The organism is Klebsiella sp. 64 (assembly GCF_018223915.1).
GTDB classification, from domain to species: Bacteria; Pseudomonadota; Gammaproteobacteria; order Enterobacterales; family Enterobacteriaceae; genus Klebsiella; species Klebsiella pneumoniae.
In genome coordinates, this window is record NZ_JAGRQZ010000019.1 from 142,708 (window position 1) to 164,593 (window position 21,886).

The 21,886-nt window shown below is 55.4% G+C and carries 21 protein-coding genes; 9 read left to right on the forward strand and 12 right to left on the reverse strand.

Translation table 11 applies throughout. The features are described from left to right. Positions 1-113: 113 nt before the first annotated feature. Positions 114-764 carry a multidrug efflux transporter transcriptional repressor AcrR gene (gene acrR, locus KHQ23_RS15330; RefSeq protein ID WP_002892080.1) on the reverse strand — a complete coding sequence of 217 codons (651 nt, stop codon included), beginning with the start codon at positions 762-764 and terminating at the stop codon, positions 114-116. A 142-nt stretch (positions 765-906) separates the two neighbouring features. Here acrR and acrA point away from each other — a divergent pair, with 142 nt between their 5' ends. From acrA to maa, 5 genes are all read left to right on the forward strand, one after another. Further along, positions 907-2,100, forward strand: coding sequence for a multidrug efflux RND transporter periplasmic adaptor subunit AcrA (gene acrA / locus KHQ23_RS15335; protein WP_004177236.1), 1,194 nt, complete (start codon positions 907-909; stop codon positions 2,098-2,100). A gap of 22 nt (positions 2,101-2,122) precedes the next feature. After that, a complete protein-coding gene (gene acrB, locus KHQ23_RS15340; RefSeq protein WP_004147373.1) occupies positions 2,123-5,269 on the forward strand; it encodes a multidrug efflux RND transporter permease subunit AcrB in 3,147 nt (1,048 codons plus the stop codon). Between the two features lie 485 nt (positions 5,270-5,754). Next, positions 5,755-6,129 carry an Hha toxicity modulator TomB gene (gene tomB / locus KHQ23_RS15345; RefSeq protein WP_002892066.1) on the forward strand — a complete coding sequence of 125 codons (375 nt, stop codon included), beginning with the start codon at positions 5,755-5,757 and terminating at the stop codon, positions 6,127-6,129. A 26-nt stretch (positions 6,130-6,155) separates the two neighbouring features. Further along, positions 6,156-6,374: an HHA domain-containing protein gene (locus KHQ23_RS15350; RefSeq protein ID WP_002892050.1), complete on the forward strand. Its 219-nt coding sequence runs from the start codon at positions 6,156-6,158 to the stop codon at positions 6,372-6,374. Positions 6,375-6,532: 158 nt separating this feature from the next. After that, positions 6,533-7,099: a maltose O-acetyltransferase gene (gene maa / locus KHQ23_RS15355; RefSeq protein WP_002892030.1), complete on the forward strand. Its 567-nt coding sequence runs from the start codon at positions 6,533-6,535 to the stop codon at positions 7,097-7,099. Here maa and KHQ23_RS15360 read toward each other — a convergent pair. Next, entirely contained in the window at positions 7,071-7,211 is a 141-nt protein-coding gene (locus KHQ23_RS15360) for a hypothetical protein (RefSeq protein WP_004147370.1), read from the reverse strand. The two genes, maa and KHQ23_RS15360, sit on opposite strands and share 29 nt — an antisense overlap. A gap of 20 nt (positions 7,212-7,231) precedes the next feature. Here KHQ23_RS15360 and KHQ23_RS15365 point away from each other — a divergent pair, with 20 nt between their 5' ends. Further along, entirely contained in the window at positions 7,232-7,702 is a 471-nt protein-coding gene (locus KHQ23_RS15365) for a YlaC family protein (protein WP_002892026.1), read from the forward strand. On the opposite strand, the gene KHQ23_RS15370 is transcribed toward KHQ23_RS15365, so the two are convergent. Then, positions 7,677-9,128 carry a PLP-dependent aminotransferase family protein gene (locus tag KHQ23_RS15370; protein WP_002892023.1) on the reverse strand — a complete coding sequence of 484 codons (1,452 nt, stop codon included), beginning with the start codon at positions 9,126-9,128 and terminating at the stop codon, positions 7,677-7,679. The genes KHQ23_RS15365 and KHQ23_RS15370 overlap by 26 nt on opposite strands. Positions 9,129-9,228: 100 nt before the next feature. On the opposite strand from KHQ23_RS15370, the gene KHQ23_RS15375 reads away from it, so the two are divergent. After that, positions 9,229-9,927, forward strand: a complete 699-nt coding sequence (locus KHQ23_RS15375) for a GNAT family N-acetyltransferase (protein WP_032434109.1) — start codon at positions 9,229-9,231, stop codon at positions 9,925-9,927. On the opposite strand, the gene ykgO is transcribed toward KHQ23_RS15375, so the two are convergent. From ykgO to KHQ23_RS15390, 3 genes are all read right to left on the reverse strand, one after another. After that, positions 9,924-10,064 carry a type B 50S ribosomal protein L36 gene (gene ykgO / locus KHQ23_RS15380; RefSeq protein ID WP_002892018.1) on the reverse strand — a complete coding sequence of 47 codons (141 nt, stop codon included), beginning with the start codon at positions 10,062-10,064 and terminating at the stop codon, positions 9,924-9,926. The genes KHQ23_RS15375 and ykgO overlap by 4 nt on opposite strands. Then, positions 10,064-10,327, reverse strand: a complete 264-nt coding sequence (locus KHQ23_RS15385) for a type B 50S ribosomal protein L31 (RefSeq protein ID WP_002892011.1) — start codon at positions 10,325-10,327, stop codon at positions 10,064-10,066. The genes ykgO and KHQ23_RS15385 overlap by 1 nt, the downstream gene beginning before the upstream one ends. A gap of 115 nt (positions 10,328-10,442) precedes the next feature. Beyond that, a complete protein-coding gene (locus KHQ23_RS15390) occupies positions 10,443-11,513 on the reverse strand; it encodes a LacI family DNA-binding transcriptional regulator (RefSeq protein WP_002892007.1) in 1,071 nt (356 codons plus the stop codon). Between the two features lie 270 nt (positions 11,514-11,783). Between KHQ23_RS15390 and KHQ23_RS15395 the strand changes: the two genes are divergently transcribed. Next, positions 11,784-13,055 carry a maltoporin gene (locus KHQ23_RS15395; protein ID WP_002892005.1) on the forward strand — a complete coding sequence of 424 codons (1,272 nt, stop codon included), beginning with the start codon at positions 11,784-11,786 and terminating at the stop codon, positions 13,053-13,055. 136 nt (positions 13,056-13,191) lie between these two features. Here KHQ23_RS15395 and KHQ23_RS15400 read toward each other — a convergent pair whose 3' ends face one another. From KHQ23_RS15400 to KHQ23_RS15425, 6 genes are all read right to left on the reverse strand, one after another. Next, complete coding sequence (locus KHQ23_RS15400; protein ID WP_002892003.1) at positions 13,192-13,506, reverse strand: glucose PTS transporter subunit EIIB; 315 nt, start codon at positions 13,504-13,506, stop codon at positions 13,192-13,194. A gap of 64 nt (positions 13,507-13,570) precedes the next feature. Next, a complete protein-coding gene (locus KHQ23_RS15405) occupies positions 13,571-15,628 on the reverse strand; it encodes a beta-galactosidase (protein ID WP_073553422.1) in 2,058 nt (685 codons plus the stop codon). Between the two features lie 31 nt (positions 15,629-15,659). Continuing rightward, on the reverse strand, positions 15,660-16,862 hold the full coding sequence (locus tag KHQ23_RS15410) for an arabinogalactan endo-beta-1,4-galactanase (protein ID WP_073553420.1): 1,203 nt from the start codon (positions 16,860-16,862) through the stop codon (positions 15,660-15,662). A 4-nt stretch (positions 16,863-16,866) separates the two neighbouring features. Continuing rightward, positions 16,867-17,718 carry a sugar ABC transporter permease gene (locus KHQ23_RS15415; protein WP_000079398.1) on the reverse strand — a complete coding sequence of 284 codons (852 nt, stop codon included), beginning with the start codon at positions 17,716-17,718 and terminating at the stop codon, positions 16,867-16,869. 10 nt (positions 17,719-17,728) lie between these two features. Beyond that, positions 17,729-19,036 (reverse strand): carbohydrate ABC transporter permease, encoded by a 1,308-nt coding sequence (locus tag KHQ23_RS15420; RefSeq protein WP_004177243.1) that lies wholly within the window; start codon positions 19,034-19,036, stop codon positions 17,729-17,731. Positions 19,037-19,098: 62 nt separating this feature from the next. After that, positions 19,099-20,331: a maltodextrin ABC transporter substrate-binding protein gene (locus tag KHQ23_RS15425; protein WP_002891991.1), complete on the reverse strand. Its 1,233-nt coding sequence runs from the start codon at positions 20,329-20,331 to the stop codon at positions 19,099-19,101. A gap of 356 nt (positions 20,332-20,687) precedes the next feature. On the opposite strand from KHQ23_RS15425, the gene KHQ23_RS15430 reads away from it, so the two are divergent. Further along, the gene (locus KHQ23_RS15430; RefSeq protein ID WP_004213738.1) at positions 20,688-21,797 is read left to right on the forward strand and encodes an ABC transporter ATP-binding protein; all 1,110 of its coding nucleotides are present in this window, start codon (positions 20,688-20,690) and stop codon (positions 21,795-21,797) included. Positions 21,798-21,886: the final 89 nt, after the last annotated feature.

A 21,886-nucleotide genomic window follows, 5' to 3' on the forward strand; every position in this document is an offset into this window, starting at 1 on the left:
TGCAAATGCCGGAGAATACCGGGGGTCGTCGCAAGCGCGCAGAATAGCACTTCTCAGCGCTGGCGAATAGCGGCGGACGGCGCTAAAAATTCACGCCCATCCGCGCGCTACCTTTAAGCTGACAAGCTCTCCGGGCCGCGTAGCGTCGGGCAGAATTGATACATCTCCAGCAGAATAGCGACGTAGTCCCGCGCTTCCGCATGCAGGTCGAACGAATCGGGGGCAAACAGCCAGTTTTCCATCAGCCCGGAAAGGTAGCTGCGCATTAACACGGCCGCCCGCCGGGTGAGTAAATTGGCGGGCAGCAGCTTCGCCGCGATGCACTCTTTCAAGGTCTGCTCGATACGCTCATAACTCGCCAGGGAGAGCTGCCGCTGGGCCTGCTGCACCACGGTCATTTCACCGACGAACTCACACTTATGATAGATAATCTCCATCATTAATCGTCGACGTTCTTCTGTCACTGTCGCTTCAAGAACATAGACTAGAATCTCCCTGATAACTGAGAGTGGATCGTTGGGGAATTTTGCCCGATACTCAATTTCGAGATCGCTAATACTGGCGTCTGACAGCTCCCAAATTTCGTTGAATAAATCTGATTTATTCTTGAAATGCCAGTAGATAGCCCCCCTCGTTACACCCGCAGCTTTTGCAATTGTTGCCAACGAGGTAGATGATACGCCTTGCTGCGAAAACAGACGCAGAGCAACATCCAGAATCAGTTGCCGGGTTTCACGTGCCTGTTGTTTGGTTTTTCGTGCCATAGGTTAATGACTTTACAGAGGTTACGTTTACATACATTTGTGAATGTATGTACCATAGCATGACCATAATAGAAAGACTGTAGTGGGTTTGTGGTTGTTTGAGCCACTGAACATTTTGAAATTGGACACTCGAGGTTTACATATGAACAAAAACAGAGGGTTAACGCCTCTGGCGGTCGTTCTGATGCTCTCAGGCAGCTTAGCGCTAACAGGATGTGACGATAAACCGGCTCAACAGGGAGCCCAGCACATGCCGGAAGTCGGTATTGTGACGCTCAAATCCGCACCTCTACAAATAACCACCGAACTGCCAGGCCGCACCAGCGCCTATCGCATTGCGGAAGTCCGTCCTCAGGTCAGTGGCATTATTTTAAAACGTAACTTCGTGGAAGGTAGCGATATCCAGGCCGGCGTCTCCCTGTATCAGATCGATCCAGCCACCTATCAGGCCAGCTATGACAGCGCCAAAGGCGACCTGGCAAAAGCCCAGGCGGCGGCAAACATGGATCAACTGACGGTCAAGCGTTATCAGAAACTGTTGGGCACCAAATATATTAGTCAACAAGACTACGATACCGCCGTTGCGACGGCGCAGCAGAGCAATGCGGCCGTGGTCGCGGCGAAAGCTGCCGTTGAAACCGCGCGCATCAATCTGGCCTACACCAAAGTCACCTCGCCGATCAGCGGCCGGATCGGTAAATCCGCCGTGACCGAAGGGGCGCTGGTACAGAATGGTCAAACGACCGCCCTGGCAACCGTTCAGCAGCTGGATCCGATCTATGTTGACGTCACCCAGTCGAGCAATGATTTCCTGCGCCTGAAGCAGGAGCTAGCCGACGGCCGCCTGAAACAGGAAAACGGCAAAGCGAAAGTGGAGCTGGTGACTAATGACGGTCTTAAGTATCCACAGTCCGGCACGCTGGAATTCTCGGATGTCACCGTCGATCAGACCACCGGCTCAATCACGCTACGCGCTATTTTCCCGAACCCGGATCACACCCTGCTACCGGGGATGTTCGTCCGTGCCCGTCTGGAAGAAGGGATTAACCCTGACGCCCTGCTGGTACCGCAACAGGGTGTTACCCGTACGCCGCGCGGCGACGCCAGCGTCATGGTAGTGGGGGAAGGCGATAAAGTCGAAGTCCGCCAGGTCACTGCTTCTCAGGCGATCGGCGATAAATGGCTGGTCACTGACGGTCTGAAATCCGGCGATCGCGTTATCGTCACCGGCCTGCAAAAAATCAAACCAGGTGTGCAGGTAAAAGCGCAGGAAGTAGCTTCTGATGATAAACAGCAAGCCGCAGGCAACGCGCCATCAGAACAAACCAAGTCTTAACTTAAACAGGAGCCGTTAAGACATGCCTAATTTCTTTATCGATCGCCCCATATTTGCATGGGTGATCGCCATTATCATCATGCTGGCTGGGGGATTATCGATCCTCAAATTGCCGGTGGCGCAATATCCGACGATTGCGCCGCCAGCAATTTCCATTACCGCCATGTACCCCGGTGCTGACGCCGAAACGGTGCAGAACACCGTAACTCAGGTTATCGAACAGAATATGAACGGTATCGATCACCTGATGTACATGTCCTCAAATGGCGACTCCACCGGTACGGCAACCATTACGCTGACCTTCGAATCCGGTACCGATCCGGATATCGCCCAGGTTCAGGTTCAGAACAAGCTGGCGCTGGCGACGCCTCTGCTGCCGCAAGAAGTACAGCAGCAAGGGATTAGCGTTGAGAAAGCGTCCAGCAGCTTCCTGATGGTTGTCGGCGTCATTAACACCAACGGCACCATGAACCAGGACGACATTTCGGACTACGTGGCGGCCAACATGAAGGATCCGATTAGCCGTACCAGCGGCGTCGGCGACGTTCAGCTATTCGGTTCCCAGTATGCGATGCGTATCTGGATGGATCCAAACAAACTGAACAACTTCCAGCTTACGCCGGTGGATGTGATCAGCGCCCTGAAAGCGCAGAACGCCCAGGTGGCCGCGGGCCAGTTAGGCGGTACGCCGCCGGTGAAAGGTCAGCAGCTTAACGCCTCGATCATCGCGCAGACGCGTCTGACCAATACGGAAGAGTTTGGCAACATCCTGCTGAAGGTGAACCAGGACGGTTCCCAGGTTCGTCTGCGTGATGTCGCCAAAATTGAGCTGGGCGGCGAAAGCTATGACGTAGTGGCGAAGTTTAACGGCCAGCCGGCATCCGGTCTGGGTATTAAACTGGCTACCGGCGCGAACGCGCTGGATACCGCCAACGCTATTCGCGCTGAACTGGCGAAGATGGAGCCGTTTTTCCCGTCGGGGATGAAGATCGTTTACCCGTATGACACCACCCCGTTCGTGAAAATTTCTATTCACGAAGTGGTTAAAACGCTGGTGGAAGCGATCATCCTGGTGTTCCTGGTCATGTATCTGTTCCTGCAGAACTTCCGCGCCACCCTGATCCCCACCATCGCGGTACCGGTGGTCCTGTTAGGCACCTTCGCGGTGCTGGCGGCGTTTGGCTTCTCGATAAACACCCTGACGATGTTCGGGATGGTGCTCGCCATCGGCCTGTTGGTGGATGACGCCATCGTGGTGGTAGAGAACGTCGAGCGCGTGATGGCGGAAGAGGGTCTGCCGCCGAAAGAAGCGACGCGTAAATCGATGGGACAGATTCAGGGCGCGCTGGTAGGTATCGCGATGGTGCTGTCGGCGGTATTTATCCCGATGGCGTTCTTCGGCGGCTCAACCGGGGCCATCTATCGCCAGTTCTCCATCACTATCGTTTCCGCGATGGCGCTGTCGGTACTGGTGGCGTTAATCCTGACGCCGGCGCTGTGCGCCACGATGCTGAAACCCATTCAGAAAGGCAGCCATGGCGCGACCACCGGCTTCTTCGGCTGGTTTAACCGCATGTTTGATAAGAGCACGCACCATTACACCGACAGCGTAGGCAACATTCTGCGCAGCACCGGTCGTTATCTGGTGCTGTATCTGATCATCGTGGTGGGTATGGCATGGCTGTTCGTCCGTCTGCCGAGCTCGTTCCTGCCGGACGAGGACCAGGGTGTATTCCTGAGTATGGCGCAGCTGCCTGCCGGCGCCACCCAGGAGCGTACGCAGAAAGTGCTGGATGAGATGACGAATTACTATCTCACCAAAGAGAAGGATAACGTGGAATCCGTGTTTGCGGTTAACGGCTTCGGTTTCGCCGGCCGCGGCCAGAACACCGGTATCGCGTTCGTTTCGCTGAAAGACTGGAGCCAGCGTCCGGGTGAGGAAAACAAAGTTGAAGCGATCACCGCGAGAGCAATGGGCTACTTCTCGCAGATTAAAGATGCGATGGTCTTCGCCTTTAACCTGCCGGCTATCGTTGAACTGGGTACCGCGACCGGCTTTGACTTCGAGCTGATTGACCAGGGCGGTCTGGGCCACGAAAAACTGACCCAGGCGCGTAACCAACTGTTTGGCATGGTGGCGCAGCATCCTGACGTGCTGACCGGCGTGCGCCCTAACGGTCTGGAAGATACACCGCAGTTTAAAATCGATATCGATCAGGAGAAAGCTCAGGCGCTGGGCGTCTCCATCAGCGACATTAACACCACGCTGGGCGCAGCCTGGGGCGGAAGCTATGTCAACGACTTTATCGACCGCGGCCGCGTGAAGAAAGTGTACATCATGTCCGAAGCGAAATACCGTATGCTGCCGGAAGATATCGGCAAGTGGTATGTTCGCGGCAGCGATGGTCAGATGGTGCCGTTCTCTGCTTTCTCGACCTCGCGTTGGGAATACGGTTCGCCGCGTCTGGAACGCTACAACGGTCTGCCGTCACTGGAAATCCTCGGTCAGGCCGCGCCAGGCAAGAGTACCGGTGAGGCGATGGCGCTGATGGAAGAGCTGGCGGGTAAACTGCCTTCCGGTATCGGCTACGACTGGACCGGGATGTCTTATCAGGAGCGACTGTCCGGCAACCAGGCCCCTGCCCTGTATGCCATTTCGCTGATTGTCGTCTTCCTGTGTCTGGCGGCGCTGTATGAGAGCTGGTCGATTCCGTTCTCGGTTATGCTGGTCGTCCCCTTGGGTGTGGTCGGTGCGCTGTTAGCCGCCACCTTCCGCGGGCTAACCAACGACGTTTACTTCCAGGTGGGTCTGCTGACCACCATCGGCCTGTCGGCGAAGAACGCAATATTGATCGTTGAATTCGCCAAAGACCTGATGGAGAAAGAGGGCAAAGGGCTGATTGAGGCGACGCTTGAAGCAGTACGTATGCGTCTACGTCCAATCCTGATGACATCTCTGGCGTTCATCCTCGGGGTAATGCCGCTAGTTATCAGCTCCGGCGCCGGCTCCGGTGCGCAGAACGCCGTCGGTACAGGCGTAATGGGCGGGATGGTGACCGCGACGATCCTGGCGATCTTCTTCGTGCCGGTGTTCTTTGTGGTGGTTCGTCGCCGCTTTAGCAAAAAAACGGAAGATATAGAGCACAGCCATCAGGTTGAGCATCATTAATCTTCACTCCTGAACAAAGGGCCGCTACCGCGGCCCTTTTTTATCACTGGCTGGCAAGGCACATATTGCCATTGTTTATTTTTCGTTCTGCATTTAATATATATTGATATGGCGCAGGCTATTTTTAGCAGCTTGTTCAACAACTCGGGATCGGCAAACACTCATTTACCAGGAATAATCTTACTATCATTATCCACGGGTCGGCGGTTTCTGAACGCGACAGCTGCCTGCCTTAAACCAATGATTCATAAGATTTCTCTATTTCTCCGGCTGTGGGCCAGCGCCTGCGAAATTAATTCGTCTATTTTTAAGATAATTTCTCTCTGATAATTGTAATTTTTCGTAATAGCACGATGAAATCTGTTGGAGAGTGGATTATAGTTAAATCAGCAGGATTACTCAGTTAGTGTCAGGTCAGTTAGTCGTGTTCATCCCACAACGGTGTTTGCTAGTCGTCGTTTAAACCACTCAAAAGGGGATGCGTTATGGACGAATACTCGCCAAAAAGACATGATATTGCACAGCTACGCTTTCTCTGCGAAACGCTGTATCATGACTGCCTTGCAAACCTGGAAGAGAGCAACCATGGCTGGGTCAACGACCCGACGTCGGCTGTCAATCTCCAGTTAAATGAATTGATCGAGCACATTGCCACATTCGCTCTTAATTATAAAATTAAGTATGCAGAGGATAATAAGCTGATCGCTCAGGTAGACGAATATCTGGACGACACTTTTACGTTGTTCAGTAACTACGGCATTAACTCTACGGATTTGCAAAAGTGGAAAAAATCCGGTAACCGACTATTTCGTTGCTTTGTCAACGCCAGCCGGGAAAACCCGGCCAGTCTATCGTGTTAGAATTATTACAATCAAAAGGTGGAATTATGTCTGATAAGCCATTAACTAAAACAGACTATTTGATGCGCTTACGTCGTTGCCAGACAATTGACACGCTGGAGCGCGTCATTGAAAAAAATAAATATGAACTGTCTGATAATGAGCTGGCGGTATTTTACTCAGCTGCCGACCATCGTCTGGCGGAACTGACCATGAATAAGCTATACGATAAAATCCCGACTTCTGTCTGGAAATTTATCCGCTAATTTACGCGTACTACGTGGTCTGCTGGCCGGACGGTACGGGTCAGCCGCCATAGGGTATCTTTGTGATAGACATCACATCATTCAGCCAACAGCAACCCTGTAACCGGTTTCTTTTTTATACTGCTACGGCCATCAACAGTCAGGTATAAGGAAGACCCATGAGTGAAGAAAAACGCAAAATGATCGCCGGTGAGCTCTATTTATCTGGCGACCCAACGCTTCGCGCCGATCGCCTGCGCGCCAGACAGTTGTTGCACCGTTATAATCATTCCGCCCCGGATGACCAGGAACAACGTCAGCATATTCTGGCCGAGCTGTTCGCTCGCGCCGGCGATGCGTATATCGAGCCAAGCTTTCGCTGCGACTATGGTTATAATATTTTTCTCGGCGCCGGTTTTTACGCCAATTTTGACTGCGTGATGCTCGACGTCTGCCCTATCCATATTGGCGATAACTGTATGCTGGCGCCAGGCGTCCATATTTATACCGCCACTCATCCGCTGGACGCCGATGCGCGTAATAGCGGCCAGGAATACGGCAAGCCGGTAACTATTGGCCACAATGTGTGGATTGGGGGTCGGGCAGTGATCAATCCCGGCGTGACCATTGGCGATAATGCGGTCATTGCGTCCGGCGCGGTGGTCACCAAAGACGTCCCTGCCTGTACCGTCGTCGGCGGTAACCCGGCACAGATCATTAAGCGCCTTCCGCCGACAAATCCGTAACTGTTATGCTTTTCTGTAACTGATCTGTTACTTTCTCCGCAGAATATTGCAACATAAAATAGCCTTCAGGCTGAGCCTGCCGCGCCTGGTCCGCCGGGCGCGGCAGGCTCATTGCAGAATTCGAGGACCAAGATGACAGAAATACAACGCCTGCTGATTCACACCATTGACGAACTCAACGTCCAGGAAAAACGCGATAATCGCCCGCGTTTTAGCATCAGTTTTATCCGCAATCATCCGGGACTGTTTGTTGCCATGTATGCCGCGTTTCTGGCGACGCTGGTGGTCATGCTGCGCTCTGAAACGCTGGTAGACTCGGTCTGGTTGCTGGTGGTGCTGTTCATTCTGTTCAACGCCTTTTTCTTCTTTGACGTCTATCCACGCTATCGCTACGAGGATATCGATGTCCTCGACTTTCGCGTGTGCTACAACGGGGAATGGTACAACACCCGCTTTGTCCCCCGGCAGCTGATCGACCGTATCCTGCAGTCGCCAGACGTCGATAGCGAGCAGAAGGCGCAGCTCAAAAAGATGGTCGCCACCAAAGGCGAGCTCTCCTTCTACGATGTCTTTACCCTCACGCGCGCCGGTGCTGCGCAATAAGGCGATTTAGGGTCCGCAGCGCCGGGAGATAGCGAGAAGCAGAGGTATTGCCATACCCAAGCACCAGTCCGCTCCGCGCTCGCTGCGGGTCGAGATAGAAATGACTTAACGCGGCGGGCGCCAGCTGAAACTGGCGCGCCTGCTGCGCAAGCGTCCGGTCATTAACGCCCTCCATCGCCACCGTCAGGTGCATCCCCCCTCCCCCGCCGAGAACGTCGCACGGCACGGTTATCTCTTGCGCCAGCGCCTCGCGCAGCTGTTGCTGACGTTTACGGTACAGGCGGCGCATCGCCGCCAGATGGCGCGCATAGTGTCCCTTCTCGATAAAGCTGGCCAGCGCCCGCTGTTCAGCACGGTGTCCCCCGCGCAGCAGCGCGCCAATGGCGTCCTGAGCAGCATCCGCCAGCGCGGGCGGCATAACCATAAAACCGATACGCAACGCCGGAAACAGCGTTTTGCTGAAGGTGCCGAGATAGACCACCGGGGCATCAGGCACCATTCCCAGCATCGCCGGGATCGGTTCTCCGCTATGGCGAAACTCGCTGTCGTAGTCATCCTCCACAATCCACGCCCCGTGCCGGCGGGCATATTCCACGAGCGCCAGACGGCGCCCGGCGCTCATGATGCTCCCACAGGGATACTGGTGTGAAGGAGAGGTGAAAATGAGCCGGGGCGGCTCCGCGACGCCGTTGGCAATACACATCCCTTCATCGTCGACAGCCATTCCTCTGACCCGCAGTCCCGCCCGCTGAAAGCCACTCCTCGCCCCCAGGTACCCCGGTTCTTCCAGCCACACGCTGTCGCCCGGGTTGGTCAGTAGCGAGGCGCATAAGTTGACGCCTTCCAGCGCGCCTTCGGTGATGACGATCTGCCGGATATCGCACCGGATGCCCCGGGAGAGCGCCAGATGACGAGCGATAGCCTCTCGCAGCAAAGGATCGCCCGCGGCTTCGCCATAACCCAGCAGCGCGCTACCATCTTCGCGTAGCACGTTATCCATCAGTCGCCGCCACAGCGGCAGCGGGAAATAGTTTACCGCCGGCATGCCTGGCGTAAATGCCAGCGTCGGTGAGTCGCGGCGCATCGCGGCTGGCAGCCTTTGCAGCCGCTCAGGCAGCACGACGGGCGGCATCTGACCCGCCTCCTGGCGGCAGGAGGCGAGTGGTGCCACCTGCGTTCCCTGACGGCTCCGTGTCAGGTACCCCTCCAGCGCCAGCTGTTCCAGTGCGGCATTGACCGTATTCCGCGACAGGTGTAGCCGTTCGGCCATCACCCGCGATCCGGGTAAACGGCAGCGGGCCGTCAGGGTTCCCTGCAGGATAGCGTCACGTAAGGTGTGGTAAAGGGCGCGCTGTAAGGTTTCGACCGTGCGGTTCCGCATCCCCTGCGTCAACAGCGTAAAAAACCCCTCGTCCGGTATATTCATATTGCCTCCTCGTGGCCCCATAAAAACATACTCTAATGGCTCTTTTTATGGAACCAGTGAGCGCGTATGCTGCCTGTAAATCCCCAATAAGGAAACCGCAATGTGCGAATATAATCAGTTTGGCCAGGCGCTCGGCGTCGCGCTGCCTGACTGGCAGCCGCGCCCCTGGCCGACACGACAGGTATTACAGGGCAGCCGTTGTCGACTCGAACCGCTGACTCTTGCTCATGCCAGCGATCTGTTCGCCGCTCACCAGCTGGCGCCAGACGCCCGCAGCTGGACGTGGCTGCTGCGTGAACCTGAGAGCAACCTTGCAGAATTCAGTGCCTGGGTGGAGCAGGTCGCCACGCTGGCAGACCCGATTCATTTTGCCGTCCTTGACCAGCAGCGAGGGAAAGCGGTCGGCTCGCTGGCGTTAATGCGTATCGATATCGCTCACGGTGTGGTAGAGGTGGGGCATGTGCATTTTTCACCGTTACTGAGCCGAACGGCCATGGCCACCGAAGCGCACTGGCTGTTGATGCAGTATGTCTTTGATACGCTCGGCTACCGTCGCTATGAATGGAAATGCAACAGTCTTAATATCCCATCAGCCCGGGCGGCAAGGCGGCTGGGGTTTCAGTACGAAGGACGTTTTCGCCAGGCGCTGGTGAGTAAAGGACACAACCGGGACACGGACTGGTTTTCGGTGATAGACGGCGAATGGCCGGAGCTGGATAACGCCATGCGCCAATGGCTGGCCGCCGACAATTTTACCGCCGACGGCCAACAGCGCCGCTCGCTGGAGAGTTTCCGTTAACGGCGTTTTTTGCGCCCCTGCACCGCTTTGAAGCGGGGGTTGCTCTTACAGATAACGTACAGCCGCCCTTTGCGTTTAACCAGCTGGCAATCCGGGTGGCGCTGTTTAGCGCTACGTAATGAGTTGACGACCTGCATCATGCTTTCCTTTTCGCATCAATAAAGCCGCCGAAGCGCTGGCGGAATCGGGCTGCACTGCCTTCATTGGCGAAGGTTTTTTGTTTGCCCGTGTAGTACGGATGCGATTTCGAGGAGACGTCGATCGTCACATACGGAAAAGTTTCGCCATCGAGTTCAATCACGCGATCGGTGCGGATAGTTGAGCCGACTTTAAAATACTCATTCGCGCTGGTGTCGTGAAACACCACCGTACGATAGGGAGGATGGATATGGGCTTTCATGCTGACCTCTTCATTACGTTATAACATAACATTAAGGGTACGCCGTGCTGTGACAAAGATCAACCCTGCTCAATTTAAGAGTAAGGTGATAAGGCGAGTTTCCCCGCCTTTGGCGTCAGGGTGCCAGACGGTGGGCGATGGCGCGGAGCTGTTCTGCAATGGCCTGCAGATCTTTTCCCTGCTCGATTCGGGCGCCGCTGGAATGGCGTATCACCAGGCGCGCCGGCAGAATGGATGAGGTATGAGGCGCCCCACTGGTGCTGGCGAGGATCCGCCGCACCGCCTCTTTCCCCTGCAGGTCGAGGTCGAGCGACACGGTACTCAGCGCCGGATAGAAAAAGGAGCTTTCGTAGGTATCGTCATAGCCAATAACCGACTTCTCACCCGGCACCGCCACCTGATGCTGATGGAAGGCGCTGAGCACCCCCAGCGCCATCTGATCATTACCCACCAGCACAGCGCTGAAATTAGGCGTTTCGCGCAGCATCTGCAGCGCGCCGGCGTAGCCGCTCTGCGCATCCCAGTTGCCGTGCAGGACGGTCACCGGCTTCAGACCGTAACCATCCAGGGTCTCCAGCCAGCTTTTTAACCGGAGTTTGGCCGAGACTGAGCTGTCCGGCCCCGCCAGCAGGGCGATCTCCCGATGCCCCATCTCATAGAGATATTTGACGCTGGCCCGGGTGCCGTCCGCCGGGTTAAACGAAACGTTAAACACGGAGCTGTAGGGATCAACGTCGAGAAACAGGCAGACGATATCATCGTTGTCAGCAGCGATTTTCTGCGCCTGTTCGGTCTCCAGCGGCACGTTGATAATGACTTTATCCACCCGCTGAGATTTCAGCTCATTGATGGAATCCTGGATGCTTTGGTTGACGCTCTCATCGATCATCGAAATCAGAACCTGGTAACCTTCCAGGTTGGCATAGCGTTTTACCGCCGCCGCCACCTGGGAAGGCGCATGCCAGGCCAGAGAAATAGTCACCAGCCCGACCGTCTGGCTCTCCTTCCCCACCAGCTGCTGCGCCAGCCGGTTTGGCACATAGCGTAAGGCCTCTATCGATTTCTCCACCTTGCGACGCGTCGCTTCGGATACATTAGCTGATTTGTTGAGTACCCTGGACACGGTCTGGTAAGAGACGCCCGCATGGCGTGCGACGTCTTCCAGAGTAGCGCTTTTAGACTTCATGGTCCGGTTCCTTATGTTGTTATCCCATGATTGTAACAGGGGCCATTTGAAAAAACGCTCACCGCCACCTCTCACTGCAAAACAATAGCGATAAAAGTATTACGTTCACAATACAACGAATTGTGAATCATCTCACCCATCGCAACAAAAACCACCGTGATTATTTGCAGTTAGTCACACAATAATCATATCTCATTTGCCTGAAGTTACATTTAGGCATTTTATGACACCAGTTATGTGAACGTAATACAAAACAATAAGAGGATAGAGATGAACACTACACTGCGCGCCCTTTCAGTCGCGTTAGCCGCTGCGCTAATCGCTCCTTCCGCGTTTGCGGCCACCGCCGCGATCCCAACGATCGATTTCCATGGCTATATGCGCGCCGGGGTTGGGGTCTCCGGCGACGGTAGCGAAGCGGAATGGCAAAAAAATAAGCTGGGCCGTTTGGGGAACGAGTCGGATACCTACGGCGAGCTGGAGCTGGGCTCTGAGGTCTATAAGAAAGATGACGTCAGCTTCTATCTCGACAGTATGGTCAGCATGGTCTCCGACGGCTCTAACGATAATGAAACCACGCTGAACGATGATGCACAGTTCGGCTTACGTCAGTTGAACCTGCAGATAAAGGGGCTGATCCCTGGCGATCCGAATGCGGTGATCTGGGGCGGTAAACGTTACTACCAGCGCCATGATCTGCATATCATCGATACCAAATACTGGAACATTTCCGGCTCCGGAGCCGGGGTGGAAAACTACACCCTCGGCCCGGGCGCCGTCTCGCTGGCCTGGATCCGCGGCGATGCCAACGATGTTGACTATCGCGTCGATGGCGACAGTAACGTCAATATCAACTATATCGATTTACGCTACGCGGGCTGGAAGCCATGGACGGGCTCGTGGACCGAATTCGGTATCGACTACGCGATGCCAAACACCACCAAAAAACAGGATAGCTACGGCGGACTGTACGATGCTGACAACGGCGTCATGCTGACCGGTGAAATCAGTCAGGATATGCTGGGCGGCTATAACAAAACCGTGCTGCAGTACGCCAACAAAGGCCTGGCGCAGAACATGGTCTCCCAGGGCGGCGGCTGGTACGATATGTGGAACTACGTGAACGACGCCACCGGTTATCGCGTGATTAACACCGGCCTGATCCCGATTACAGAGAAGTTTTCTATCAACCACGTTCTGACCTGGGGCTCGGCGGATGACATTACCGACTATACCGACAAAACGCGGATGCTGTCGCTGGTCGCCCGCGGGCAGTACCAGTTCACCGACTACGTGCGCCTGATTGGCGAAGTCGGCGGTTTCTATCAGAAAGACAGCTACAACAATGGCACCAGCTACAAACAGGCCGGTGAGAAATACACCATTGCGTTGGGCCTGGCGGACGGGCCAGACTTTATGTCACGTCCGGAATTACGCATTTTTGCTTCATATTTGAATGATTCCGAAGATGGTAAACCGTTTGAAGACCAGACGGCGAATAATACCTGGAATTTCGGCGTGCAGGTTGAGGCCTGGTGGTAATCGCGCACGGCTAAGACTCATACGTTATTTTTATCTCCTGCTGTAAGACTGTTAATTATCTTCCGGTAAACTTTATTGCCACTGCTGTCTTTGTCTTATTTTCGGGATAACCTGCTTTCAGGTTATCCCGTTTTATTTATTTCCGGGCGGCAAAATGTTCATCCAGAAGCTGACGCAGCGCATCGGACTGTTTACCGAAAATAGCATGCACCTGCTGACCAAGAATAATAACCCCTAGCGCGCCCTGCTGCTGTAATGCTTCGGAGTCCACGGCCGCAAGATGGCGAACGCTAACCCGCAGACGGGTAATACAGGCGTCCACTTGCGTAATATTCGCTTCGCCACCAAAGGCCTGAATAAGCGCCTCGATTTGCTGTTTTTCCGCCTCGCTTAATGGCTGTGCCGGACGCGCTGGGGAGAAATAGTGCAGGAAGGATTTTAAACTCACCATAATAAACTCCAGGTTTAAGATAAAAAAAAGCCTGCTCGTCAGAGCAGGCGTGGAGAAGAAGAAATTACGCGTGACGACGGAGAATACGGCAATCCCATGCCGTCAGGGTCAGTGGAGCCGATACCGCCGCGTCGGTCAGGCAATCCCGATACCCTTGCGGCAGGGTCAGGGTATGGTTTTGCGCGCTGTAGTTCTGCAGGAAGATAAATGCGTTGTCACCGTCGGTGCGCGCAGTCGCCACCACGCCGGGTGGTAACTCCGTCGCTATCGCCCGCGGCAGGGCCAGCTCCTTGCTCAGGGCGGTAAAGAAATCGCGCTGGAAGGCTAAATCGTTACGGGAGGCCACATGCCAGGCTTTGCCTTTCCCGAACGCGTTCACCGTCACAGCCGGCCGTCCGGCATAAAAATCATCCCGGTAGGTGGCCAGCGCCTGGGCGCTCTCGATATGGATCAGTTCGCAGAGATGGCGCACCTGATAAGGGCCCTGCAGACCGCACTGATTCCCGGCAAGCCCCTGCACCAGATTAAACTCGCCGTCATTCAGGCAGTCGATCTCTTCCGCCCAGATCCCCAGCAGATTGCGCAGCGGGCCCGGGAAGCCGCCGAGATAGCAGAGATCGGACTCATTGACGATACCGGTCCAGTAGGTGGTCACCAGGTGGCCGCCGTTGGCGACAAACGCCTCCGCCCGACCGGCAAAGCCGTCGCGCACCATATATAACATCGGGGCAATCACTAACTGATACGGCGTTAAATCGACATCGGCGTCAATCACATCGACGGCGATGCCCTGCTCCCAGAACGGGCGGTAGTGCTCGTTGACCGTCTTCTCATATTCCATCCCAAGATTGCGCGGCCCCTGGGCGTCATCCAGCGCCCAGCGGTTCTGCTGGTCGAAGATAATCGCTACTTTCGCCTCGGTGCGACAGCCCCTCACCTCCGGCAGCTTGCTGAGGATCTCGCCGAGCTGGCAGACTTCGCGGCCAATGCGGGTATCAATATGTCCGACGTGGTCGACCACTGCGCCGTGAAATTTCTCAACCGAACCGCGGCTTTTCCGCCACTGGAAATACTGCACCGAGTCGGCGCCATGCGCCACCGCCTGCAGCGAGGAAAGAATATGCATTCCCGGCTTCTTCAGTTTGCTGGTCGGCTGCCAGTTGGTGGCGCCCGGGGTGGACTCCATCAGCACAAACGGTTTGCCGCCCTTCAGGCTGCGCATCATGTCGTGATACATCGCGGTGTAACAGGCCAGCGCGGTTTCGTCTTTATCGCGGTGCCACATCGGATAGCTGTCCCAGGAGATGAAATCCAGCGCCTCCGCCAGCCGCCAGTAGTCGTAATCGTAGAAATACTCCATAAAGTTGGTAGTCACCGGCAGGGAGGCATTCGCCGCCTTCAGCGGAGCAATTTCATGGCGGCAGAAATCGGTCACCTGAGCGGTGTTAAAGCGATGCCAGTCAAGATTAAGACCGTGGATCGACATCTCGCCCTGCGGCGCAGGCGATTCAATCTGCGACCAGTCGGTATAGGTATGACTCCAGAAGGTGCTCCACCAGGCCTGGTTGAGGTTCTCCAGGGTCTGGTAACGCGCCTTCAGCCAGTCGCGAAAACGGTTCTGGCAGAGATCGCAATGGCATTCACCGCCATATTCGTTGGAAATATGCCAGCCCAGCACCACCGGGTGTGAGGAATAACGTTCTGCCAGCAGGGTATTGATTTGCAGGGTTTTCTCGCGATAGACCGGTGACGACATACAGTGGTTGTGACGGCCGCCGTGCAGGGCCGGCACCCGATCGCGCCCCACCCGCAGAACCTGCGGATAGCGCTGCGACATCCACGCCGGACGCGCGCCGCTCGGCGTGGCCAGAAAGACATGAATGCCGGCGGCATACAGTTTATCGAGGATAATATCCAGCCAGGCGAAATTAAATACCCCTTCGCGTGGCTCCAGTTTCGCCCAGCTAAATATTCCCACCGACATCACATTGCATTTTGCCTGCTGCATCATGGCAATGTCTTTATCAATAATATCGGGGTCATTCTCCCATTGCTCCGGATTATAATCCGCGCCATGCAGCAGCGTACTAACCTTCGGATGTAAAGGTGCAAATTTATTCATAATAAACTTCCTGAAAAAGACGACAAAAAAATTAATTAAAAACTTTTACCGACGGCAATACTTTTCCCTGGCAATCAAATAGCGCCTGATTTTCACGTGCATTACCCTCTTTCCACTCGTCGTGGATATATTTCATCCCCTCCGGGGTGGCCCAGGTATTTCCCGGCACGGCAATCCATGTAGGCTCCCAATAGAAAATACCTTTACCACGCTGGTCTGGCACATCAACCACCGCCTGCATTAAATCGTGAATATAGTTATATTGCCCCTGTACGCTGGCGGGATATCCCCCATCCTTTTCCTCTTTCGCCTGGAAACTATTTTCCGCGTTATCGCAGTTGGCCAGGGTATAGGCATAGGCCGCCTCGACGACGATGACGTCTTTGTTATAGCGTTTGCTGATGTCATCCATATTGGCCTTCAGGGCGCTGATCGGGCCATTCCAGTAGGTGTACATCGACAGACCAATCACGTCATACGGTACATGGCGCTTGTCGATCTCATCAAACCACCAGCGGAAGGTATCGTTCTTGGTCCCTTCGGCCAGATGCAGCATGATTTTCACCTGCTCGCCCTGGCGCAGGTTCTCCTTCAGGCCAGCGATAGCCGCGTTCAGCAGGCCAGCCAGCCGGTCGAACTCTCCGCCGCCCTGCCCCCAGCTTTTCCCTTCCGGCCACAGGATGCCGCCGTTGATTTCGTTGCCGATCTGCACCATATCCGGCAGCACGCCCGCCTGCTTAAAGCGGGCGATGGTATCGCGGGTATAGTCATGAATCGCCGTTTTCAGCTGCGGGTAATCCAGCTTTTCCCAGGCTTTCGGCTTGAACTGCTTGCCGGGATCGGTCCAGAAATCGCTGTAGTGAAAATCAAGCAGCAGCTTCATCCCCTGGGCTTTCGCCCGTTTCGCCAGCGCCAGGGTGGTGGCCAGATCGTTATTCCCTCCGCCATAGTCCTCGCCGCTCGCCGATTGCGGATCCACCCACAGACGGAGGCGGACATAGTTGACGCCGTTCTCTTTCAGAATAGCGATCGGATCCTTGCGCTGATTATTCTGATCGTAGAACGTCGCCCCGTGCTTTTCGGCGTCCAGCAGCGTGGAGATATCCGCGCCTTTGATAAAGTCCGCCGGCATGCCCTGAAACGCGCGGGTTGCAAGCGCGTCCGCGGCCAGAGAAGAGGTGGAGAAACTGCATGCCAGACAAACCGCAAGCCATGCGGGTGTGAATCTTTTCATGTGCTTATCCTTTAGTACTGCCCGAGGTCAGGCCGGAGACGAAGTATTTTTGTAGCGCCAGGTAGAGGATCGCCACCGGTACGGCGATCAGCACCGCCCCCGCCGCGTAGGTGGTGTAGCTGGCACCCATTTTTTGCGCCACCAGGTTATACAGACCGATAGGCAGCGTGTATTTATCCGGGGTACGCAGGATGGTGCTGGAGAGGATGAAATCCCCCAGCGGCCCAGTGAACGAGAACAGCGCCACCACCGCGAGGATGGGCCTCGACAACGGCATGATGATCTCGATAAAGATGCGAAAGCTGCTGGCGCCATCCATGCGGGCGGACTCATCCAGATCTTTGGGGATCGCGTCGAGATACCCTTTCATCAGCCAGGTATTCATCGGGATCATCCCCCCGACGTAGATCAGCACCAGCGCCAGATGGCTATTAATCAGGCCAAGCAGTTGCGACAGGACAAAGATGGCAATCAGCGCGGAAAACTGCGGGATCATCTGCAGCAGCAGGAACAGCATCAGCCCGTTCTGCCGCCCTTTAAAGCGGAAGCGGGAGAAAGCGTAAGCGGTAAAGCTAACGCTAATCAGGGTCAGCACCATGGTCAGGAAGCTGATTTTCATCGAGTTCCAGTACCAGGTGAGGTAATTCACATTGCCATTGAACAGATCGGCATAGTGCTGGAACGACACATTTTCCGGAATGATTGAGGTACTGAGCAGGCTATTGCCGGCGTTCAGCGACGCCCCGACCGTCCAGACCAGCGGATAGATAATCACCACTGAGACCAGAATAACCACCAGCCAGGTGAGAGAGAGCCGGATCCACTTTTCGCGTTTAATACTGGGTGATTGAGCCATGTTGCTTCCCTTACGCCATGTCGTCATTTTTGAAGGATTTGGTGGCGCGGAACTGCCACAGCGCCAGGCCGACGACAAAGATCGACAGCAGGATCGTGATGGTCGCCGCGATGGCGTACTGCGACGAAGACATCGTCAGCTTATAGATCCACGACACCAGAATATCCGTCCCGCCGGCGTTAGAGCCTGCCACCGCAGGGCCGCCGTTGTTGAACAGGTAAATGATATTGAAGTTATTAAAGTTGAAGGTGTACTGGGTGATGATGATCGGCGCGATCGCATACAGCACCAGCGGCAGGGTGATGGTGCGCAGACGGGTAAAGGCGCTGGCGCCGTCCATCGTCGCCGCTTCATACAGATCGTCCGGGATCGCCTGCAACACGCCGGTGGTCATGGCAAAGACAAACGGGAAGCCAAGCCAGGTCTGCATCATGATCAGCGCCGTTTTGGTCCAGAACGGATCGGTGAGCCATGCCTTCGGACTGATGCCAAAAAAGGACAGGATCGCGTTGTTGATGACCCCGAAGGAGTCGTTGAACATGCCGGCAAAAACGAGAATGGTGACAAACCCCGGCACCGCCCACGGCAAAATAAAGATGGTGCGGATCAGCGGCTTAAAGCGCAGATCTTTTTGGTTCACCAGAATCGCCAGCAGCACGCCCACCGTACACTGCAGGGTGGTCGCCAGCAGCGTCCACACCACGGTCCACTGCAGCACATCCAGGAAAGTGGAGCGCCAGATGGAGAGGGTGAAAATATTAATAAAGTTTTTCAGCCCCACCCAGTCCACCAGCTTCGCCGGCGGGGTGTGGTACAGGTTGTAGTTGGTGAAGGCGATGGCGAAACCGAACAGAATCGGAAAGATCACCACAAACACCAGCAGAATAAAGCCCGGGGTGATCATCAGGTACGGAAAGCCGTCGCTCAGCAGCATCTGGTACTGCTTACGCACGCTGTTGAGGGCGATCCCCTCATCGCGTTTTTTGCCGTTGAGCCACGCATCCCGCAGCGAGAGAAAATAGATCAGCACGCCGAAAGCGACGATCAGCACGCTGATAATCCCCTCGGCTAACAGGAAGATAGAGTTATCCCGCGGTACCTCTTCACCCAGGGTATATAACCCCCACAACCCCTCACGCAGGAAATCATAAAAAATCCCCAGAAAGCTGCTCAGCAGCACCAGGAAGACCAGCCCTTTCAGCCACTGGCGATGATAAAACTGACCGAAACCCGGCACGATTGCCAGCAGCAGGCCGCACCATGCATGGCGCCCGGGCCCGCGTGCGTCGCTAAAATTTTCGCTGGAATGGATGCTCACACTCGACTCCTTCTACAAACGGGAGGTCCCCCTCCCGCTCGGTGACTTCACGTGACGGTGAATTACTGATTGCTGGCCTGCATCGCTTCGATCTGCATCGTGATCTGTTTCACCGCGTTATCAAGCGCGGCCTGCGGCGCCTGCTTACCGGTGAGGCTCAGTTCAAGCGCGGCGTTGGCCGGCCCCCACACTTCCCCCATCTCGGGAATGCCCGGCATCGCTACCGCTCGCGCCGACTGGATGGCGACGGCGCTGGCCTTTTGGTCGTTTTTAATCACCGGATCGTCAATCATCGCCTTCAGCGGCGGAATTTCGCCAGTGGCGACATAGCGGGCTTTCACATACTGCGGCTGGTTGATGAACTCGATAAACTGTTGCGCCAGCGCTTTGTCTTTACTCCAGGTCGATACTACATAGCCTTTGACGCCGAGGAAGGAGCTCATCGGCTTGCCGTCCGGCAGGGTCGGCAGGGGCGCCACGCCATAGTTAATGCCAGCGGCTTCATACGGCTGGAAGGCCCAGGGGCCGTTGATCACCGCCGCCGCTTTTTTCTCGGTAAACAGGGAATCGATGGCATTCAGCCCGTTATCGCCGAGGATCCCCGCCGGAAAGACCTTCTCGGCATAGAATTTTTTCAGGAAGGTGACGGCTTCCACGGCGCCGGGGGTATTGAGACCCACCTGCTGCGGGTTAAAGCCGCCGCTGTCGTTTTTAGCAAAGATATAGCCGCCCATCGGGCCAATCGCCCCCCAGCTGTAATAGATCTGGTCAAACTTGGCGAGCAGGCCGTATTTGTTCTGCTCGCGCTGGGTTTTCGAGTAGTCCAGCCAGGCCTGCAGGCTGTCCAGCGGCTTGTCGATCAGGTCCTTGTTGTAGATAAGCACCAGGGTTTCCACCGCCTTCGGGATCCCATACAGCGCGTTGTCCATGCGGAAGGCATTGATGGAGGCTGGCGTAAAGGCATCCTGTTTCGCCTGATCGACGCTGAGCGGCGAGAGTAGTCCCTGAACCACGGCGCCGCCGAGCTGGTCATTCGGGATCACCAGCACGTCCGGCCCAATGCCCGCCGGGCCGTCGAGGCGCAGTTTTTCCAGTTGCTGGGCGTAGGGCATCTCCTGGAGATTGACCTTCACGTTGTACTGCTTTTCAAAATCGCTAACCGCGGTTTTGATGCCAGCGGATTTTTTAATGTCCTCCCAGACGTTAAGCTGCCCGGCGGCATGCGCCTGCAGGCTGGCGAGTTGCCCCGCCGCCAGGGTGGTAAGGATCAGTGCAGCAAGCGTGTTCTTTTTCATTATCAACCTCATGTGAAGGTATAACAATTTAATGGTTTTTATTTGAATTCCGTCTGCCAGTTAGAAAAATAAATCTTTTCAAACTGCCGTATTACGTGGAAAACATGTTCTGATGCGCTTTTGTTATACGCTACGCTTTGATCGTTGATAAAACTACCATAAGCTGCCAGTTGTGTGATCATCCTTGCAGAAATGAAACGTCCCTGTATGGCGCAAAATCCGCGGAAGTTATAGTCAGGGCATGATTTTACTGCTGTTGAACATCGTCACACTGATTTGTTACACGTAATACAAATCACACTCAACATAGCGATAAGCCAACGGCAAATAACAGCTACTCACTCCGGGGAATGTGGATGTCCAATATACGACTGAGGAATGTCACCAAAAGGTTCGGCAGCACGGTGACGCTGCACCAGGTCAATCTCGATATTGAAGATGGCGAGTTTGCCGTCTTCGTCGGCCCTTCCGGTTGTGGAAAATCGACGCTACTGCGCATGATTGCCGGGCTGGAAGAGGTCAGCGAAGGAGAAGTACTGATCGGCGATGAGGTGATGAATGATGTCGTGCCCGCCCGCCGCGGCGTGGCGATGGTCTTCCAGTCCTATGCGCTCTATCCGCACATGACGGTGGCAGAGAACATGGGCTACGGGCTGAAGGTGAATAAAGTGCCGAAAACGGAGATCCGTCGCCAGGTGGAAATGGTGGCTAAAACGCTGCAGCTCTCGCACCTGCTGGATCGTAAACCGAAGCAGCTCTCTGGCGGCCAGCGGCAGCGCGTGGCCATTGGCCGGGCGATCGTGCGTAATCCCCGGGTATTTATGTTCGATGAGCCGCTCTCTAACCTTGATGCGGAGCTGCGCGTCGATATGCGCCTGCATATTGCCCGTCTGCACCAGGAGCTGAAGACCACTATGGTGTATGTCACGCACGATCAGGTGGAGGCGATGACGCTGGCCGATAAAATCGTGGTCATGAACTACGGGAAAGTCGAACAAATGGGTTCGCCGATGGCGCTTTACTACAATCCGGTCAACAAATTCGTCGCCGGCTTTATCGGCTCGCCGAAGATGAACTTTCTGCCGGCTATCGTCAGCGACTGGCAGCCGGAACGCTTAACGGTCACCCTCGCGCAGGACCATCAGCTGGCCCTGAATATCGCCACCCAGCCGCTGAAGCCCGGCGCTGCGGTGACGCTGGGGATCCGGCCGGAGCACCTCACCCCGGAAGTCACCACCGGTACCGTGGTGGAGTTTCAATGTGAAGTGGTGGAGCGTCTGGGCAACAATACCTATCTGTTCGGCCAGTGCTACGGCCACGACAACGTCAAGGTTCTGCTGCCCGGCGACGTCCATTTCCGCCCCTGGCAGAAAATTAAGCTGGCTTTCGATGAGCGCTTCTGCATGGTGTTTGATGAGAACGACCTGCGCATCAGCGCTGATATCCCGGCGCCGGATGCACACTAGCTAACATATTGCTGTCATCTGCGCAGCGTATGCTGCGACTGAATGCCGGAACACACCCTGCCCGGCATTCACACCCTCATTTTTATTCT

Excerpts from the sequence above, each read along its gene's own strand:
- KHQ23_RS15365 (WP_002892026.1), top strand. The coding sequence starts at position 7,232 with ATGACAGAAATACAACGCCTGCTGATTCACACCATTGACGAACTCAAC.
- KHQ23_RS15405 (WP_073553422.1), bottom strand. The coding sequence starts at position 15,628 with ATGAATAAATTTGCACCTTTACATCCGAAGGTTAGTACGCTGCTGCAT.
- KHQ23_RS15350 (WP_002892050.1), top strand. The coding sequence starts at position 6,156 with ATGTCTGATAAGCCATTAACTAAAACAGACTATTTGATGCGCTTACGT.
- KHQ23_RS15390 (WP_002892007.1), bottom strand. The coding sequence starts at position 11,513 with ATGAAGTCTAAAAGCGCTACTCTGGAAGACGTCGCACGCCATGCGGGC.
- KHQ23_RS15410 (WP_073553420.1), bottom strand. The coding sequence starts at position 16,862 with ATGAAAAGATTCACACCCGCATGGCTTGCGGTTTGTCTGGCATGCAGT.
- KHQ23_RS15430 (WP_004213738.1), top strand. The coding sequence starts at position 20,688 with ATGTCCAATATACGACTGAGGAATGTCACCAAAAGGTTCGGCAGCACG.
- KHQ23_RS15400 (WP_002892003.1), bottom strand. The coding sequence starts at position 13,506 with ATGGTGAGTTTAAAATCCTTCCTGCACTATTTCTCCCCAGCGCGTCCG.
- KHQ23_RS15415 (WP_000079398.1), bottom strand. The coding sequence starts at position 17,718 with ATGGCTCAATCACCCAGTATTAAACGCGAAAAGTGGATCCGGCTCTCT.
- KHQ23_RS15395 (WP_002892005.1), top strand. The coding sequence starts at position 11,784 with ATGAACACTACACTGCGCGCCCTTTCAGTCGCGTTAGCCGCTGCGCTA.
- KHQ23_RS15385 (WP_002892011.1), bottom strand. The coding sequence starts at position 10,327 with ATGAAAGCCCATATCCATCCTCCCTATCGTACGGTGGTGTTTCACGAC.
- tomB (WP_002892066.1), top strand. The coding sequence starts at position 5,755 with ATGGACGAATACTCGCCAAAAAGACATGATATTGCACAGCTACGCTTT.
- acrR (WP_002892080.1), bottom strand. The coding sequence starts at position 764 with ATGGCACGAAAAACCAAACAACAGGCACGTGAAACCCGGCAACTGATT.
- KHQ23_RS15370 (WP_002892023.1), bottom strand. The coding sequence starts at position 9,128 with ATGAATATACCGGACGAGGGGTTTTTTACGCTGTTGACGCAGGGGATG.
- KHQ23_RS15425 (WP_002891991.1), bottom strand. The coding sequence starts at position 20,331 with ATGAAAAAGAACACGCTTGCTGCACTGATCCTTACCACCCTGGCGGCG.
- KHQ23_RS15360 (WP_004147370.1), bottom strand. The coding sequence starts at position 7,211 with ATGAGCCTGCCGCGCCCGGCGGACCAGGCGCGGCAGGCTCAGCCTGAA.
- KHQ23_RS15375 (WP_032434109.1), top strand. The coding sequence starts at position 9,229 with ATGTGCGAATATAATCAGTTTGGCCAGGCGCTCGGCGTCGCGCTGCCT.
- acrB (WP_004147373.1), top strand. The coding sequence starts at position 2,123 with ATGCCTAATTTCTTTATCGATCGCCCCATATTTGCATGGGTGATCGCC.
- ykgO (WP_002892018.1), bottom strand. The coding sequence starts at position 10,064 with ATGCAGGTCGTCAACTCATTACGTAGCGCTAAACAGCGCCACCCGGAT.
- acrA (WP_004177236.1), top strand. The coding sequence starts at position 907 with ATGAACAAAAACAGAGGGTTAACGCCTCTGGCGGTCGTTCTGATGCTC.
- maa (WP_002892030.1), top strand. The coding sequence starts at position 6,533 with ATGAGTGAAGAAAAACGCAAAATGATCGCCGGTGAGCTCTATTTATCT.